Genomic DNA, 12,639 nt, shown 5'->3' on the forward strand with positions numbered 1-12,639 from the left:
CGATTACGGCTTGCCCAGGTTTAACAACTCTTCCCGAAAAGCCGGTCTATTGGGATAGGTCTCAAGCAGCAGCTTCGTCATGTTTTGAGCGGCTTCGCTGCCGGCTGCTTGTTGAAGCATGCGGATGACCCGGCACACATTTTTATACTCTTTTCTGTTAGTCGATTGCTCCGCCAACGCAACAATGTAACTATGGAATAATTCCGCCACTTCTCCGGGAAACACCTTATGCAAATAAGAATAAAACTGTTCAATTCTTCCGGGCTGCTTCCTGACATAAGCCAAAAGCCGGGAATGTTCCTGCTCTTCCACCAAAATCTTCGTATAAATCGTGCGGGGCCACGCTTCCTTCTCCATCTGGTCCAACATGCGCCGATACACAGGCGGCCACTCGGCGGGCGGGTACGTATCCCGGACCGGGGCATAGTACGAATAATCTCCGTCCAGAATCAGCTCCACTCCAACCTCGCGCTGCAGCTCCAGTTGTCCGGAGAGACGATACGCTTCGTAACGACGCTTTTTCCATGAAGACACCAAACCTGGAAAACCCTTCTCTTTACTTAATCGTTCCCCTTCTTCAGCCAGCTGGATAACCTCATCATACCGGCATCCCCGGAACGCTTCCTGAATGGCGAGCTCCCGGAAGTTTGAGAGGTGCAGCTGGCTTTTCCCATATTCCGCCGCCTGCTCATCCCCTTCATGGCTTTGGATCAGCCGATAACGGATCATGGCTATTCGCTCGGCAACATAGCTCTCCCTCCCGGTTTGCCTCGACACGAGGTCGGATGCGCGTTGCTCCCATTTTTGCCGAAGCTCTGCGTTCACAGCCAAGCGGGAAGCCGCTTCGATTAACTCCAACTGCTCATCCGACCAACCGTCATAACGCCGCTGCCCTGATTCATTCAGCAGCGTATGAAACAGCCGTGTCTTGTCTTCCGGCGAGAGTGGATCGGACTGTGACGTTATCTCGTAAATCCCTTCCAGACTTTGAGCAATGACAGCCCCGATCGTACCAGAGGAATCGTCCGAACGTTCGTTCAGTTCAACCATTCCCTCCACCACACACAGGTGAAGCTCAACCGCCCGAACCCATTCTTCGCGCTCCGCCGCCTCAAACGCCCTTTCGGCTACCTTTTCCGCCCCTTCAACCGCGCCGTCAACACTTCTCCAATCGATGAAGCCATGACGGTCCGCATTGGCATCGATCGTCAAGCGGATCATCTTTCGGCAGTTATCCAATTCCGCAGCCCCTCCCGCTTTGGCCACGTGGAGGTTAATACGTTGCTTCACCACTTTGGAATCGGCTGCAAGAGACAACAGCAATTGAACCAGGCTTTCTTTGCTTTCCGCTTCCAACAGCTGCTCTAAGCTTTCCTTTGCTGTCCGCTGATCGGCTCGCTCCGGCTGCTCGGCCAACTGGTCCCGCAGCTCGATCAGAGCCGCGGCCTGGTGCTTGCAGACAGGTCCGTAATCATAAGGGCAATCGCATTCAGCGGAAACTACATTCCCCGACTCGTCCAGTTCCACATAAACTTCGTAGAGCTCGCTTCCTTCCACCTCCGCATAATAAGTGCCGTCCTCTTGTTCCTCTATCGAGAGTACGGAACCTTCGTCTGCATAAGCTTGCCCTCGGGCCAAAATAACGGGGTCAATCCATTTGTCCAGGTTATTCAGATTCAAGCCGTGGTGCCTCCCTTCCAGTCAGCTCCTCTAAAGTGTCCGGTTGTTTTTTCTTTTCATCCCGCTTCACATAGTGGGTAGAATAGTACCGCTCAACCCGGATGTCACCTGATTTGGAGAACCGGAGCAGACGTTTCGGCCCTTTTCCCCATCTGTAATAGGCTGTGTACGATTCCTTAAGGCTCAGTTCCCCTACCGCTTGCCGAAATTGTTGCATAATGAAGCTGAGCTGCGCCAGATTACCGCGAATCACCCTTTCCAGGTACGGAACATTGCCAAATCTCCATTCCTCTACGAGCTGTGGAGTCACCTTCTCCATCTTCAGAAACAAATCCAACGGGCTCGCATATCCTTTTTCCCAGATCAATTGATGCACGGTATGTCGAACTTTTTTTTGCAGTTCTTGACGATTCAAATCAAATCCCCCACTTATAAGGCCGAATAATTGGAATCATTCGCTTTATACTTTAAATTTAATTCTTCGTAATCCAAGCCTTCTTCTTCTAACCACTCCCGGATGACTTCCTCCGCATGCTTTAGCTCGAATTGATTCCACGGGTCCCACAGATTCAAGTCGTACAACGTATCCTTGAATCCCCGGAAAGGCCTGTTCCTGTCAAGGGCTGCGAGCAGCAGGTTGTCCGGGTCCGATTCCGTAGTCTGCGCAAACTTGGTCATCACCGCATACGCTTCTCTCGAATCGATTTTCGGAATATTCACATATCGTCCTTCGCTTGCTTCATCATCCCAATCAATTCCCGGTACCCCTGTATCCTTTTCGTCCAGGTCCAGGATGACTTCTCCGGTCTGCAAATCCAAATAATACGGATGCTCGAAGCCACTCTCCAAGTAAGCATCGATTAGCTCGTCCATCAGTTGCACTCGCATAATGAATCGCCCTCTCATCGATTTCTTTTTTTCATGGATTTCTTTTTTTCATTTTAACAGATCAGCCTTCAAGCTTACACTTCCCCTTCTACGATTCGCTTGAATCAAAAAAAGCCAAAATTGACATTCTAAATCCATATGGCGTCCAGGAGGGATGAGGATGAAAAAAAAGCTATCGGTTCAGACGCTGGCAATCGGACTAGGGTGTAGCTTGGTACTCTTGTCTGCTTGCTCGGCCAATCGGGAGGTGCGCCCCCGATCCGTTACCGAACCTGCTCCGATCATTCGTTCGGGGAAGCAAGCGGACGATCCCGATTTGTACTTCGGCGATCTGGGGGTCGAGCAGCAGTTCAAAGAGCATCGTAAGCGGAGTCTCGCTATCGCAGAATCGGACCGGAAAACGCTGGTGGACCCGAATGGGTTTCCGCTTATCCGGCAGCACCCAAAACCACCTACGCCCCCGGGCCCCGGGAACCATGTGGAACAACTCATTAAAATCGCCCAGTCTTATATCGGCACTCCTTACGCGTACGGTTCCGACCGGACGGAGCCTTCCACGTTCGATTGTTCCGATTTTACGCGGTGGGTGTTCCTGACTTCGCTTGGGATGGACTTGCCGTGGGATTCGAGAAGTCAAGCGGCTTATGTGAACGCCTTCTCCAAAAAAACGTACACCTCCTTAAAGGAGGCCAAACGCGGCGATCTGATGTTTTTTTCCAGCTACAGAGGGAACAAGGCCGCTGACTACAAAAATTTGAAACCGGCAGATCGGATCATTACTCACGTTGGCATCTATATGGGGAACGGGAAGATCATCCACTCTCCTTCCAAAAACAGCGGAGGCGTCCATATCGGACCGTTGACCTGGAGGCAGCTGAACAACCGGTTTACTTTGGGAGGGAGTATTCTCGACTAGATTTCGTTCGAGTTTATCCTCCCTTAACAATCGGGGGTTATAGTGGAACTAAGCAGCCGAGCTATATACTCTCATCAAAGAAAGGAATTCAAACCTATGGGCATTCATACGTATTTTCAATCGTTAACCGATCTGGAACGGATTATTCGCTGCCCGGGCAAGTTCAAGTTTCAGGAGCATAGCGTATCGGCCCACTCCTGGAAAGTCGTACAGTACGCCAAAACGCTCGCGGATATCGAAGAAAGCAACGGCGTCACGGTGGATTGGAAGAAGCTCTATGAAGTCACGAGCAGCCACGACTACGGGGAAATTTTCATCGGCGACATCAAAACGCCTGTGAAGCACTACTCGCTGGAGCTTCGGGCCATGCTGCAGCAGGTCGAGGAAGGCATGGTCGCCCATTTCATCAACGAGCATATTCCGGAGGAATTCAAGCCGATCTTCCGCAGACAGCTGCGCGAAGGCAAGGACGATTCGGTGGAGGGACAGATTCTGGAAGTCGCGGATAAAATGGATCAGATCTATGAAGCGTTTGCAGAGATGCAGCGGGGCAATACCGAAAAAGAATTTATTGTAATGTATCGCAGTGCGCTGATTAAAATGAAAGGAATCAAGCTCCATTGCGTCGATTATTTTCTGCAGCATATTTTGCCCGATATGGTTAGAGAGGGATCTAGATCGCCAATCGATATCGAGAAAATTACGAATGAAGCTTTGGCGTCGTAGATCTGAATCCCCGGGATTTATCAACCCGCCTTTCCCCGCTTCGCCCTTCATCCTCCATGCCTTATTACGACACCTCTATCCGGAATCAGACCCAGATCGGTTATATCACTCTTGTTGCCGCGGTAGAGATCCATATGACGGGTCGTATCGTTGATTCCGGCTCCCATCTGCCGGGCAAGCTCGATAGGAGATCCGCCAGCAGAACCCCGCTATGGCTGAGGCTAGTCCTCCATACAATTCGGACACAGCTCCGGAAAACGCAACCCTTCCGTCGTATAACACTCCGGATTCAACTCATCCCATACGAACGGACGGCCGCATTGCCGACAGGCCAAAATAACCGGCTCGCGCGAGCGAAGAAGCAGCGATGGTATCCGCTCCTCGATCAGCCGTTCCCAATCGGACGGACTCAGACGCTCTCTTTGCTTCAAAGCGTCGATCACATGCTGAATCTCAACCCGCACTCTCTTGAAATCCACTCGTTCCCATAACTCCAGAAACGGAACGTATTTCCTATCGCCGGAGCATAACATTTTGAACAAGAACAAAAAGATCATGCTCCGGTCCCGTTCCTTCAAATACTCCATGCTGATCGGCGTCACGTCATTCTCGAGCCATCGATCCCATTCCTGTACAAATTCTTCCGCCCGCCGTTCTCTCTCGACCGCCCATCCGCGAGGGGTAAAGGCAATTCTGGGAAGCTTGTTTACTACTTCGGTCTTCAAAAATCCGGTTCGAATCATCTGATCCACTTTATCCGTAATCTGCTCCAAGGAGAGGTCTCTATAAAATCCGTATGAAGGATTCCGATCCAGCCCCAGCTCCAGCAGCTTCCGCTCTTTGGACCCCTTTAAGATTTTGGAGAGCAGCGTTCGGCCGCCTTCGGCAATGATATCGTCGGCCCCCCTCAGAATCGCCCGCAATTCAGGCTCTGGTAACGGTATGTTCTTCGTTTTCAAGGCCAACTCTCCCTTTCATTCTTTTTAAACGCTATTCTTCTCCATTCTGCGCAAAATTCGGATCAAAACCAAGACCGTCCGGCGTCGTATCCGCCATCTCGCAGAAAGCCCCCTCGATCGGAGGCGCTATTCGTGCAGTTTGGCCGATTTCGAATGGTACTTCTACATCCGCATAATATTTCATGCACTCTTCCAGATCGAACGGCACTTCTTCCGCTTCCCGTGCTTGAACGAGCGGCCATTCCGCTTCGTCCGCCGTAGACTGCCGACGATGATTACGATGGCTCCGGGGAGAAACTGTGCGATCCAGACTTACCTGATCGGCAATCCGCTCCATCTCTTCCCAGGTAATTCCATACGGAAATCCCCAATCCGTATACCCGGCAATGTAAGCAAATGTGCCATCCGACCAAGTGTCAACTTCTTGCTGCTCTTTTTGACGCTGCAGCCTTTTTTTCTTCCGGGCTTGTTTGGCGTTTGCCGCCGCACGCTCACCTTGCCTCGCTTTCTGGATCTCCTCGCCGGTTAGCAGTACACCCAGCTGGCTTAGTTCCGCAATAGCCGTACCTGCGTCGACTCCAAAATGTTTGCGGTAACCACGGATGCGTCGCTTCCCGTTATAGGTTTCGAGCCAGCTCGATGCAGCAGAGGCCAGACGTTCCCCCCTGTTCATTTGCTTAACCCCCGGCGTGTTTGTTTTTTTCTTTTTCTTCTTCCCCAACGCCGTACCTCCCCGAAAATGACGAATGGAAATTGCATTACTTGTTCTATATCTCAAGTCCTCATTTTTTGTCAAGACAAACGCGCCGCGTCACTATAAAAGATTCGTAGCAATAAGAAAAAAGGGGCCCGAAAGGGCTCGCATGACAAGGAACGTCCCGATTTCCAAACGAAAGGACCCCAAATTCTATTCTCAAGTCAAGTGGAGGTTGAGGTCCTTTGGCTCAAGGAAATCGGTTCTAAGTGGGCTCTGTACATCCCAAAACGATTTCTGAGGCAGCCCGTCTTTGCGTGCAAACCCACATGTATGTGCGCAGGAGGGAATGAGCACCTCCGCTCCAGTTGCTCGTTGATGAGGTTTTGTGGGATCAACTCGACTCCGAATGAAGCCCGTTGCCCTCATTCTTGGGAGCAGGTCATGAGTGGCTTCACTGAAACGAAACGCGTACGAGCTACCTGACAAAATAGGAGTCTTTGGTAGCTTCTATTTGCAGAATTTTCCACAAAAAAGAAACGTTAGAGGCGATTTGCACCCCTTATTTCAACCATTTAATGGGGGGATACCTTTTCCGCAGGTTTTAGCGGTCCCAAACCGCTCTTATTCCGTGTCCAAACGGGTTTTCGGACAAAATAGCGGGTACAAATCGCTCTTATCCGGTTCCTTCTCCGCTTGAAGCAGGGCAGAAAGCCCAAACGGGGCTACCCGGCGACGAACAACTTGCGCCCTTTGCCGAACCGACAATTAAAGAGCCCCTTCTCTTCTTTAAGACCACAACTCGCCGAGAAAACCTTCGATCCCCTCAATGCCCAAAAAACGCAAGCTGGATAAAAAACAATACGGCGAACAAGTAAAAGATCGGATGAACTTCACGCCATTTCCCTTTTACCGCCTTAAGGATCGGATACGTAATAAAACCTACGCCGATTCCCGTTGCGATACTGTAAGTCAAAGGCATCAACACGATAATCAGAAACGCCGGGAATACAACCTCGAAGTCGCTCCAGTCGATCTTGGACACCACACTGATCATCAGAAAACCGACAATGATCAGCACAGGCGCCGTGATGGCGGGAACAGCGGCAAGCCCCCCGATGACAGGCGAGAAAAATAAAGTCAGCCCCAGCAGCAAGCTGACCGTAACCGCCGTTAATCCCGTCCTTCCGCCTACGGCAACGCCGCTGCTTGATTCGATGTACGCCGAGGTTGGACTCGTTCCCAGCACAGCGCCCGCCGTAGTCCCCACCGCATCCGCAAGGAGCGCTCCGCGCGAGCGGGGAAACTTCCCGTCCTTCACCAATCCCGCCTGCTCGGCAACTCCCCGCCAGCAGCTCCGTGCGGATCGAAGTATTCCGTTCTTTCAACTTAAACCAGGCTTCCATCATTCGCTTCTTCCTCCAAAAAATAAAATCCTAACCAAGGTATAGGGTACGCAGAAATACAAGCACCCTATACTCGTAGTTAGGATTGTTCGGCTCCTAGTAGAGACCCTCAAACCGTATTATTGAGGTTATACGAGATGTTCACTTCCTTGGATAGGATAATGAATGTCCCGCGGCATGTCAACGTGTCTTATGAATTCAATTCCACAGTCGAATCACGAACTATATCGGCAATTCTATTACAAATATCCGTGAATTTACAGAGGAACGACGCTTTCGCTTTTGGCATTTGGCAAACGGTCGATCAACCGCTTCAAGCCGACTTCGTCTGCGGCATGCCGGCGGACATCTTCACCGATCTGCTCTTCGATCTGTCCCCTTGTAAAAGTAATGCTATAAACCGCACCGTCGTACCGGCCGGCCTGATCTGCAATCGAATAGGTGATCCAATCGACATTATCGATCAGACTTAACATCAGGATCGAGTTGCGATAGAAAGTCTCTCCGTTAACGGCTCCTTCTTCCGATATCCCGGTCGGATCATTTCGGACATAATGAACGGTCACCCCATAAGGCTGAGCTTTCGTGTGAAGTTCCAAGCCGTCAGCAATCAATCCTGCAGGCTTGGGCATTCCGCCAATCAGACCGCCTACCTTGCTGGCGCTCCCCACGTACAGCGTTTTGTTAGCCAGCAGCTGCTCCAGGCTATATCCCGAGTAGTGCGGCTGCGCCACACGCTGCAAAGACGAAGACATAGGCGGCTGCTTGGGATTCGCTGTGCATCCTACGACCAGGACGGCGATTACCAGCGTGTAGGCTGCCATCCTCCATGACGAAGGCTTGCGGTACGTAATGATATGTTTAATTCTGGCTTTAACGTCATTCTCTCCAAAGGCAAGCGGACTGCCGGTCAACGCCCCGCTTCTTCCCGTGGACATGTTGAGCAAGGAGGCCGAATAGCTCACTTTAATCCGGTCCCCCATCTTGTTTACGACACGTTCATCGCAAGACATCTCCATATCTTTGCTCATAAGCGAATAAGACAGCCACATCAGCGGATTGAACCAATGGAGGATCACCAGCAGAAAGGCGAAAGGTTTGATCAAGTAGTCCCGTCTCCGGATATGCGTCTGTTCATGCAGTACAATGTAAGACCGTTCATTCTCGCTCATACCGGTCGGAATGTAAATCTTCGGTTTCCAAAAACCGCAAACAAAGGGCGTGTCGATCTGGTCCGTCTCATAGACGTTATCTTGGACGAGGGTGGCCGTCCGGAGCCTGGATACCAGGTGCAAGTACGAAACGATGCTGCGAATCAGGAGACCGGCCACGCCCGTTATCCATATCGCGCTTCCGATCGTCAGGATCAACTGCAGCGGGCTTGTGCTTGTCGCAGGAGCGGCGATTGCGGGAAGGGCCGAGTTTACCAAACGGCTTATTTCTCTAATTCCGGCATCCACCACGGGATTTTTCTGCACCTCCATCAACGTCGCTACTCTCCCTATGTAGCCCCCACCCGCGTCTTGAGTTTGCACCAGCCGTAGTAGGCTAAAGTCCGAACTGAAACTGACGGGGATAAGCAGTCTGACCGCTACCGCCGACCACAGGATATAGGAGAACAGTTTAGGAACGCGCCTCAAACACAATCTCCCGACCATAACCGCTAATGCGACCAAACTTGCCGTAATACTCATAGGAAGGATCATCAGAAACAGGTTCATCCTCTCGACGCCTCCTCAATAATCCGCTTCAGCTCCTCCGCCTCTTTCTCCGAAATTTTCTTGCCGCCCAGAAATGCGGTCAAAAATTGGGGCAAGGACCCGTTAAACGCTTTATTCACAACCGTCTGACTTTCGTATTTCTGCGCATCCGCTTTTTTGATCACGGCCGTGACCGTTGCGCCTTCGTTTCTAAGAATTCCCCGTTCGCACAGCTTTCTTAACACCGTGTAGGTCGTCGATTTCTTCCAGCCGAGCTTCGTCTGGCTCAGCTTCACCAGGTCGGTGGAATTGATCGGCTCATGATCCCAGATCAGACATGCAAATTTATATTCGGCATCGAATAGTTTGTACGGTTCCACTTCTCGATCCTCCCCATCGGTTTACCGTTATAAACCTCATTACTTACGAGTCTATTGCAATAAACCTCTATTGTCAAGTTTACGAGGAAGACAGATCGGCAAACCGTAAGCTTGGCAATCCTCTTCTCCAGTTTATTTTCCATGCGAAAAAAGCACCCTCTCGAGTGCTCTTTATGCTGTGAAGATGATCGTTTATGTGCGGCTTTAGCTTTCTATTGCGCCCCACGTTTTCCAGATCCCGGGGGAACCCGCTTCCACGCACACCCATCCCATATGGCCCGCAGCTGCCGGAGCCGCATGATGAATGACATCGCCCGGATTCCAGAGGCCGGCCGCCGGAGCAGCCGTTCCCCAACCTTCTTTGCTCCACCATATAGACGCTCCCGTTTTGGACGCGATTATACCGCTGCCTACAATGGCGACCCTGGAGCCGATCCCGCCTGTCATTGCTGGCAGGCGGATCGTACCCAGCGGAACGGTTCCTTCCATCCACAGCCTCTGCGCGGAATTAAACATCCCGACATAGTCGGCAATATTCGCCGGGTCCACGCCGTCCCGCAAGGCAAACGTATTATCCAGACACTTGTAAACGTAGTTGCTGCCCGCCCGATCCCGGATATAGATAAAACTGCTGATCGTCGGCGCCGGATCCGTTTGCATCACGATATTGCCCTGTATAAGACAGTCGCTCTCCAGCGAAGGCGACAAGTAAAGCGGGACCTTGTTGCTGAACTGCGCCGTCGGGCTGATCGTCGTGCCGCAATCAATCAGCTCGTTGCCGGAGATAACCAGTCCTTTGACCTTGCCGAGATCGAAAAAGATGCCCGACGCCGGACAATTGACGACCTTGTTGTTCATAATTGAAAAATGGGCGGCGAGATTCGTCTGATTGCCGTTCTCGTAGCTGCTGATGGCGCCGAACGATTTCAAGGCAAACTTGTTTATATACGGCGTGCCGACTTCCCGCTCGTACCGGATCACATTGCCGTGTACGGCCAAATTTTCGTAGGCGACCGACTTGGCCCCACCGTAGATGGATATGCCCCGGCATCCTCCGACCGTCGAGCTGAACGTATACAGGTACGGATTCAAGTCGACCGTATTCCCTTCGACGATCATATTTTTAAAGCCGACTGTCGCATTGGCGGGGCTTAGCGATTGCGACCAGATCAGGATACCGTCCCTGGACGTGTGAACCGTATTGCCGCTGCATACCTGGTTCAGCGTCGTCCCGGATTGTGCGATTCCGGTAAGGTTCATGCCAATCTGGAAACGGGAGATGACATTCCCCGTTACGACGCAATGGGACGCATGCGTCTCGATCGCCGTCCGCGGGGCAAGCGGCCAGTCTGCGCCTTCGAAGGAGCAGCCCGATAGAAGCAATTGGTCGCAGGTCGCATTAATAAACGATTGGTCGAAGTCGCTCCCGTTCGCATTCGCGGCCCCGATCCAACTGCTATTCGTTATGCGAACGAGCTTGCCTTCGTTCACTCCTTTCGGAAAATAAAGACTGACCACCCCGTCAGCGTTCAGGAAGGTGCAGTCGGTAACAACAATATGACCGTATCCGGCCGTCGACGAGTAGTTGCTTATCGAGCTTCGCAGCTGCGCCTGGTAATCCGTAACGGAGGCCAGCACGTTGTTGTGACGATTATGGTCGAATACGAGCGACTCGGCATGAAAATGAGCCAGATCGACGGTCGAATTGGCGAGGCCGATTATCCCTTTGTAATTTCCGGCTCCATCCTTGACCTTGATGACGGAAGAGACGCCCTCGCCGTAAATCGAGAAGGACGACCGATTGACAATGGACAATAGGTAAGCCGAGCTTGCAGAGGGGGATACGATGTAGGTGCCCGCCGGGAAAAAAACCGCGCCGTCCGCTTCTTGGAACGCTTGCTGAATGGCCGCCGTGTCGTCCGTAGTCCCGTCGCCGACCGCGCCGAAGTCTTTGACGCTGACCGATTCGGCCAATTTGTCGGAGACGGTCCGGATCGTTCCGCCGGGATACTGGCAGATAACGTCTGCGGCAGAAGCATTCTTTTTATCCGCATGGGCTTGCGTAAGATTGAATAATCCTCCGGCTACGGCGGCAACGCCTGCTAACCCTGCGGTAGCCAGCAATTTCCGTCGCCCGAGCCGACTGCCGGTTGCCCCGCCTGGAGCAGGGACACTCCCGTTTGGGGACACGACCGCTTTTTCCGGCAGCAGCATGTCCCCGCTTTGATTGTACCTATTCATCATCATTCCTCCCTTTAATCCATTAGTTTGTTTACCCGTCCGATACGGTTCGACTCGGACCGACGAAGCGTATTCGGATGGATTTTGAGTGAAGCGCTTTCAATTAAAAATATAACACGACTCCCGATAGCCGTCTTCATGCCATCGTGTCGACAAACCCGTGCGTTTTATCCGAAATTGCCCTCTTTGCGGAAATACCTGAAAAACGCGCATTTTGTGTACGCGTTGCGGACGAAAGCAGGCTGGACCTCTCCATACCGCGTATCGAGATCCAGCGCGCCTCCACCGTTAGATGCCGACTTCCCTCATCTTCACCGTTACTTTCTCGACCCGTCCGTCCAGATCCGTTCCGTCAAACTTGGGCAGCATCAGCTCGCTCACGATCGTCCCGTCGCGCATAAACAATATCCGCTCCGTCCGCGCCGCAACCTTGGCATCGTGCGTGACCAGCATAATCGCCGTGCCCTCCCTGTTAATTTCGGAGAAGATGTCCATAATCTCCTGCGCCGATTTAGAGTTAAGCGCACCTGTAGGCTCGTCGCCGAATATAATGGCCGGGCTGTTCATCAGTGCTCGGCATATGCCTGCACGTTGCAGCTGACCGCCCGAAACCTGGGTAATGTCGCGTGCTCCAAGCTCCCCGATGCCCATCCTTTTCATAAGCGCTCTTGCTTTCTCCGTTATGGTTGCGACGTTTTTTCGGTTGTCCCGCGTGGAGGGAAGAATGATATTGTCGAGGATATTCAGATACTTCAGCATCGTCGGCTGTTGGAACACGAATCCCATCTTCGTCCGGCGCAGATCGGACAGCTCCTTTTCCCCGATCTCGGATAAATCCTTGCCGTCAACCACGACCTTTCCGCCATTCACACCATCCGTCCCGCTCAGCGCAAACAGCAACGTTGATTTCCCCGAACCCGAAGGCCCCATAACCGCAACGAACTCGCCCTCGCCGATTTCGACCGAAACTCCGTCAAGCACCTTGCACGTTTCATCGCCCGCTCCGAAAGACTTGACGATACGATCGCCGATAATCACCTTCTTCATCT

General features: G+C 52.1%; 11 protein-coding genes, 1 pseudogene and 1 riboswitch. Of the genes and pseudogenes, 2 read left to right on the forward strand and 10 right to left on the reverse strand.

The window, feature by feature from the left end; all coding sequences use genetic code 11:
* Nucleotides 1–3: 3 nt before the first annotated feature.
* From IDH45_RS21755 to IDH45_RS21765, 3 genes are read right to left on the reverse strand one after another with little or no spacing between them, the layout of a single operon-like run.
* Complete coding sequence (locus tag IDH45_RS21755) at nucleotides 4–1,680, reverse strand: SWIM zinc finger family protein (protein WP_190930246.1); 1,677 nt, start codon at nucleotides 1,678–1,680, stop codon at nucleotides 4–6.
* The gene (locus tag IDH45_RS21760) at nucleotides 1,667–2,095 is read right to left on the reverse strand and encodes a hypothetical protein (protein WP_190930247.1); all 429 of its coding nucleotides are present in this window, start codon (nucleotides 2,093–2,095) and stop codon (nucleotides 1,667–1,669) included. The genes IDH45_RS21755 and IDH45_RS21760 overlap by 14 nt, the downstream gene beginning before the upstream one ends.
* A gap of 14 nt (nucleotides 2,096–2,109) precedes the next feature.
* Nucleotides 2,110–2,568, reverse strand: coding sequence for a UPF0158 family protein (locus IDH45_RS21765; RefSeq protein WP_190930248.1), 459 nt, complete (start codon nucleotides 2,566–2,568; stop codon nucleotides 2,110–2,112).
* A 160-nt stretch (nucleotides 2,569–2,728) separates the two neighbouring features.
* Between IDH45_RS21765 and IDH45_RS21770 the strand changes: the two genes are divergently transcribed.
* Together IDH45_RS21770 and IDH45_RS21775 are read left to right on the forward strand one after the other, a co-directional pair.
* Nucleotides 2,729–3,484 (forward strand): C40 family peptidase, encoded by a 756-nt coding sequence (locus IDH45_RS21770; protein WP_190930249.1) that lies wholly within the window; start codon nucleotides 2,729–2,731, stop codon nucleotides 3,482–3,484.
* A 96-nt stretch (nucleotides 3,485–3,580) separates the two neighbouring features.
* Nucleotides 3,581–4,210 (forward strand): YfbR-like 5'-deoxynucleotidase, encoded by a 630-nt coding sequence (locus tag IDH45_RS21775; RefSeq protein WP_190930250.1) that lies wholly within the window; start codon nucleotides 3,581–3,583, stop codon nucleotides 4,208–4,210.
* Nucleotides 4,211–4,431: 221 nt separating this feature from the next.
* Here the strand turns inward: IDH45_RS21775 and IDH45_RS21780 are convergent, their stop codons facing one another.
* From IDH45_RS21780 to IDH45_RS21810, 7 genes and pseudogenes are all read right to left on the reverse strand, one after another.
* Entirely contained in the window at nucleotides 4,432–5,169 is a 738-nt protein-coding gene (locus IDH45_RS21780) for an RQC domain-containing protein (protein WP_190930251.1), read from the reverse strand.
* 31 nt (nucleotides 5,170–5,200) lie between these two features.
* On the reverse strand, nucleotides 5,201–5,890 hold the full coding sequence (locus IDH45_RS21785) for a hypothetical protein (protein ID WP_190930252.1): 690 nt from the start codon (nucleotides 5,888–5,890) through the stop codon (nucleotides 5,201–5,203).
* A 799-nt stretch (nucleotides 5,891–6,689) separates the two neighbouring features.
* Nucleotides 6,690–7,208 (reverse strand): annotated as a pseudogene (locus tag IDH45_RS21790) (solute carrier family 23 protein); the annotation flags it as partial.
* Between the two features lie 117 nt (nucleotides 7,209–7,325).
* A riboswitch (purine riboswitch) is annotated at nucleotides 7,326–7,425 on the reverse strand.
* Nucleotides 7,426–7,526: 101 nt separating this feature from the next.
* A complete protein-coding gene (locus tag IDH45_RS21795; RefSeq protein WP_190930253.1) occupies nucleotides 7,527–8,990 on the reverse strand; it encodes a M56 family metallopeptidase in 1,464 nt (487 codons plus the stop codon).
* Nucleotides 8,987–9,349 carry a BlaI/MecI/CopY family transcriptional regulator gene (locus IDH45_RS21800; RefSeq protein WP_190930254.1) on the reverse strand — a complete coding sequence of 121 codons (363 nt, stop codon included), beginning with the start codon at nucleotides 9,347–9,349 and terminating at the stop codon, nucleotides 8,987–8,989. The genes IDH45_RS21795 and IDH45_RS21800 overlap by 4 nt, the downstream gene beginning before the upstream one ends.
* Nucleotides 9,350–9,553: 204 nt before the next feature.
* Nucleotides 9,554–11,590, reverse strand: coding sequence for a glycosyl hydrolase family 28-related protein (locus tag IDH45_RS21805; RefSeq protein WP_190930255.1), 2,037 nt, complete (start codon nucleotides 11,588–11,590; stop codon nucleotides 9,554–9,556).
* A gap of 288 nt (nucleotides 11,591–11,878) precedes the next feature.
* Nucleotides 11,879–12,637, reverse strand: a complete 759-nt coding sequence (locus IDH45_RS21810) for an ABC transporter ATP-binding protein (RefSeq protein WP_190930256.1) — start codon at nucleotides 12,635–12,637, stop codon at nucleotides 11,879–11,881.
* Nucleotides 12,638–12,639: the final 2 nt, after the last annotated feature.

The organism is Paenibacillus oceani, assembly GCF_014705615.1.
Lineage (GTDB): Bacteria > Bacillota > Bacilli > Paenibacillales > NBRC-103111 > Paenibacillus_AB > Paenibacillus_AB oceani.

Excerpts from the sequence above, each read along its gene's own strand:
- IDH45_RS21805 (WP_190930255.1), bottom strand. The coding sequence starts at position 11,590 with ATGAATAGGTACAATCAAAGCGGGGACATGCTGCTGCCGGAAAAAGCG.
- IDH45_RS21775 (WP_190930250.1), top strand. The coding sequence starts at position 3,581 with ATGGGCATTCATACGTATTTTCAATCGTTAACCGATCTGGAACGGATT.
- IDH45_RS21765 (WP_190930248.1), bottom strand. The coding sequence starts at position 2,568 with ATGCGAGTGCAACTGATGGACGAGCTAATCGATGCTTACTTGGAGAGT.
- IDH45_RS21770 (WP_190930249.1), top strand. The coding sequence starts at position 2,729 with ATGAAAAAAAAGCTATCGGTTCAGACGCTGGCAATCGGACTAGGGTGT.
- IDH45_RS21795 (WP_190930253.1), bottom strand. The coding sequence starts at position 8,990 with ATGAACCTGTTTCTGATGATCCTTCCTATGAGTATTACGGCAAGTTTG.
- IDH45_RS21810 (WP_190930256.1), bottom strand. The coding sequence starts at position 12,637 with ATGAAGAAGGTGATTATCGGCGATCGTATCGTCAAGTCTTTCGGAGCG.